5 protein-coding genes are annotated in these 3974 nt (G+C 64.2%); 2 read left to right on the top strand and 3 right to left on the bottom strand.

The features are described 5' to 3' along the window. The 3 genes from HH308_RS29625 to rfbA all read right to left on the bottom strand — a co-directional run. A partial coding sequence (locus tag HH308_RS29625; protein WP_211188985.1) for a hypothetical protein occupies positions 1-233 on the bottom strand: 233 nt, incomplete at its 3' end. Between the two features lie 61 nt (positions 234-294). Further along, on the bottom strand, positions 295-915 hold the full coding sequence (locus HH308_RS29165) for a dTDP-4-dehydrorhamnose 3,5-epimerase family protein (protein ID WP_170197801.1): 621 nt from the start codon (positions 913-915) through the stop codon (positions 295-297). Further along, entirely contained in the window at positions 915-1796 is an 882-nt protein-coding gene (gene rfbA, locus HH308_RS29160) for a glucose-1-phosphate thymidylyltransferase RfbA (protein WP_170197800.1), read from the bottom strand. Before rfbA ends, HH308_RS29165 begins: the two co-directional genes overlap by 1 nt. 96 nt (positions 1797-1892) lie before the next feature. Here rfbA and rfbB point away from each other — a divergent pair, with 96 nt between their 5' ends. Both rfbB and galE read left to right on the top strand, forming a co-directional pair. Next, positions 1893-2897 (top strand): dTDP-glucose 4,6-dehydratase, encoded by a 1005-nt coding sequence (rfbB, locus tag HH308_RS29155; RefSeq protein ID WP_170197799.1) that lies wholly within the window; start codon positions 1893-1895, stop codon positions 2895-2897. A gap of 1 nt (position 2898) precedes the next feature. Beyond that, positions 2899-3915 carry a UDP-glucose 4-epimerase GalE gene (gene galE / locus HH308_RS29150; protein WP_170197798.1) on the top strand — a complete coding sequence of 339 codons (1017 nt, stop codon included), beginning with the start codon at positions 2899-2901 and terminating at the stop codon, positions 3913-3915. The last annotated feature ends 59 nt before the right edge of the window (positions 3916-3974 follow it).

The following is a 3974-nucleotide window of genomic DNA, read 5'->3' as shown; positions in this document are numbered from 1 at the left end:
CTAGGACGGCGCTGATTAACGCCGAAACGTCCCTCACCCGCTGGTTGAGCCGGGACGGAGCGCAAGCGGAGTCCCGTGTCGAAACCTCGCAAGACGACGATGCCAACGAATCCAAACACCTTGTGACAGTTGTCAATTCGACTCACCTTGGTTTCGACACGGGCGCGTCTCGCTTCGCTCGTCGGGCCCGGCTCAACCAGCGGGTGAGCGCCGCCCGTTGGATTGATCAGCACCCTCCTTGCGCTCCTCACGGCTCAACCAGCAGATGCAGTGCCCCGACCGGTGAAACCGGGCTCAACCAGCGGAGGACCCCGCCAAGAACTCCTGCACCTCGCCGTATCCGGGCAACAATCCCGATTCCGCGGCCTGAGCCAACGTCGGTGCCGCCGTGTCCTTTTCGGACAGTTCGTATACGAGCGGAATACCGTCGCGTCCGACCGTCGGCCACTCGATACCCAGCGCCGGGTCGAGCGGGTTGATACCGTGCTCGCCGGTGGGGTTGTAGCCCGTCGAGCACAGGTAGGTCACCGTCGAACCGTCTTCGAGTGCGAGGAACGCATGGCCCAGCCCCTCGGACAGGTAGACCGCACGACGGTCGGCGTCGTCGAGCAAGACCGTGTCGTATGCGCCGAAAGTCGGTGAGCCGACACGGATGTCGACGATGACGTCGAGCACGGCCCCCTTCGGGCAGGTCACATACTTCGCCTGTCCGGGCGGGACGTCGGCGAAGTGGACGCCGCGCAGCGATCCGGCCGACGACACCGACATGTTGACCTGCGCGAGGTCGAAACGATGACCGATGGCACCACCGAGCACGGACGCCTTGAACGCCTCCAAGAACAACCCGCGGCTGTCGCCGTACTGGACCGGCGTGAACTCCCACGCGCCCCCGATTGTCAGCTCTCGTACCTGCATCAGTTTGCCGATCCCTTTCCGCGAGCGAGTAATTCGAGGAGATAGTCGCCGTAGCCCGACTTGCGCAGCGGCTCGGCCCGTCGCGCCAGCCCGTCGTCGTCGAGGAAACCCCTGCGCCACGCGATCTCTTCCGGCACAGCGATTTTCAGGCCCTGCCGCTGTTCGACGGTGCGGACGAAGTTGCCGGCGTCGAGCAGTGAGTCGAAGGTCCCGGTGTCGAGCCACGCGGTGCCGCGCGGCAGCACGGTAACCGCGAGGTCGCCACGGTCGAGGTAGTGCCGATTGACGTCGGTGATCTCGTACTCCCCACGCGCACTTGGCTTCAGGCCACGGGCTATCTCGATCACGTCGTTGTCGTAGAAGTAGAGGCCGGGCACCGCGAAATTCGACTTCGGTTGTGCCGGTTTCTCTTCCAGCGAGATGGCAATGCCGTCGGCGTCGAAGTCGACGACGCCGTACGCGGCCGGATCGGCGACCCAGTAGGCGAAGATCGCTCCGCCGGTCAGGCCGTCGAAGCCGGAGAGCCGGCTGCCCAGACCCGGTCCGTAGAAGATGTTGTCGCCGAGTACGAGGGCCACCGAGTCGTCGCCGATGTGGTCGGCACCGAGGACGAACGCCTGTGCGAGCCCGTCCGGGGACGGCTGCGTGACGTAGGACAGGTTGATCCCGAATTGTTCACCGGTGCCCAACAGATGCTCGAACGCGGGCCGATCGGTGGGCGTGGTGATGATCAGGATGTCGGAGATCCCGGCGAGCATCAGAGTCGACAGCGGATAGTAGATCATCGGCTTGTCGTAGACCGGCACAAGCTGCTTGCTCACGCCGAGGGTGATCGGATGTAGACGGCTGCCAGTACCACCAGCCAGAATGATTCCGCGCATGCGACAACCTTAGTGGCTACTCAGGCCGTACCCAGCCGTTGGGAGGGTCCGGTTCGTACACTTGTAGCCGTCACTGTCGTAAAGGAGAGATTCTCGATGCATGTACTCGTCACCGGTGGCGCCGGTTTCATCGGCGCCAATTTCGTGTTGCGGACTCTGCAGACACGACCCGATGTCACGCTGACCGTGCTCGACAAACTCACCTACGCCGCCAATCCCGCGACACTCGCCGCGGTCGGGGACAAGGTCACGCTGGTCGAGGGCGACGTCGCCGACGCGGATATCGTCGATTCGCTGGTCGCCACCGCTGACCTGGTGGTTCACTTCGCAGCGGAGTCGCATAACGATAATTCGCTCAACGATCCGTCGCCATTCGTGCAGACCAATCTGGTCGGCACCTTCACGTTGTTGGAGGCCGTACGACGCCACGGCGTGCGCTATCACCACATCAGCACCGACGAGGTGTACGGCGACCTCGAACTCGACGATCCGGCGCGGTTCACCGAGCAGACGCCGTACAACCCGTCGAGCCCGTACAGCTCGACCAAGGCGGGCAGCGACCTGCTCGTGCGCGCGTGGGTCAGGTCGTTCGGCGTCGCCGCGACGATCTCGAACTGCTCGAATAACTATGGCCCCTATCAACATATTGAGAAGTTCATCCCGCGGCAGATCACCAACGTCCTGTCCGGCCAGCGACCGAAGCTCTACGGCGACGGTCGCAATGTCCGCGACTGGATCCACGTCGACGACCACAACGACGCGGTGTGGACCATCATCGACCGCGGCGCTCTCGGCGAGACCTATCTGATCGGAGCCGACGGCGAGGTGGACAACCGGACCGTCATCGAAACGATCCTCGACCTGCTGGGCCGGCCGTCGGACGCCTTCGACTTCGTCACCGACCGTCCGGGCCACGACCGCCGCTACGCCATCGACTCCACTCGACTACGCGACGAGCTCGGTTGGCGGCCGAACTATCTCGACTTCCGCTCGGGCCTGGCCGCGACCATCGACTGGTATCGCGACAATGAGTCGTGGTGGGAAAGTGCCAAGTCCGGCGTCGAAGACCGCTACGCCGCCAACGAGAAAGTGATCGGCTGATATGCGCGTATTGGTAAGCGGCGGTGCGGGTTACATCGGATCGCACACCGTTCTCAAACTCACCGCCGCCGGGCACGACGTGGTGATCGTCGACGACTTCTCCAACTCCAAGCCCACCGTCCTCGGACGCCTGGAAAGCCTTGCCGGACAAGCGATCCCGACGCACAGCTTCGACCTGGCCGACGCCGACAAGACCGAACACCTCTTCGCGAACGAGAAGATCGACGCCGTGATCCACTTCGCCGGCTACAAAGCCGTCGGCGAATCGGTGGACAATCCGCTCGACTACTACTCGAACAACCTCGGCAGTACGTTCTCACTGCTTCGCGCGATGGAACGCCACGACGTGCGCAAGCTGGTGTTCTCGTCGTCGGCGACGGTGTACGGCGCCGAACCGAAACTGCCGATGACCGAGGACCTGCCGACGTCGGCGACCAACCCCTACGGCTGGACCAAGGTGATGATCGAGCAGATCCTCGCCGACGTCGCCGCGAGCGATCCCGCGTGGCGGATCGCCGCCCTGCGCTATTTCAATCCCGTTGGGGCGCATTCCAGCGGGCAGATCGGTGAGGATCCCAGCGGCATCCCGAACAACCTCATGCCGTTCGTCGCACAGGTCGCCGTCGGGCGCCGCGAGAAGCTGTCCGTCTTCGGCGACGACTACGACACTCCCGACGGCACCGGCGTGCGCGACTACATCCACGTCGAAGACCTGGCCGCCGGGCACGTTGCCGCGTTGGACCGGATCAGCTCCGTCGACCAGCCGTTGTCGGTGTGGAATCTCGGTACCGGACAAGGGATTTCAGTGCTGGAGGTGATCCACGCGTTCGAGCGGGCCAGCGGCCGACCGGTACCCTACGAGATCGCACCCCGCCGCGCGGGCGACATCGCGGCGTCGTACGCCGACCCTACCCGCGCTAACAGCGAATTGGGTTGGCGCGCAACGAAGACCATCGACGACATGTGCGTCGATACGTGGCGGTGGCAGTCGGAGAACCCGCAGGGCTACCCGGACTAGTCCGGAGTCCGATTCAGCCTGGATTCACCGACGACAGGCCATATCCGCCGGTTGAGCCT

Origin of the sequence: Gordonia asplenii, from assembly GCF_012933505.1 — a bacterium.
Taxonomy (GTDB): Bacteria; Actinomycetota; Actinomycetes; order Mycobacteriales; family Mycobacteriaceae; genus Gordonia; species Gordonia asplenii.
The sequence above is the reverse complement of the archived record's forward strand: the minus strand, read 5'-3'. Positions and strand labels throughout refer to the sequence as shown.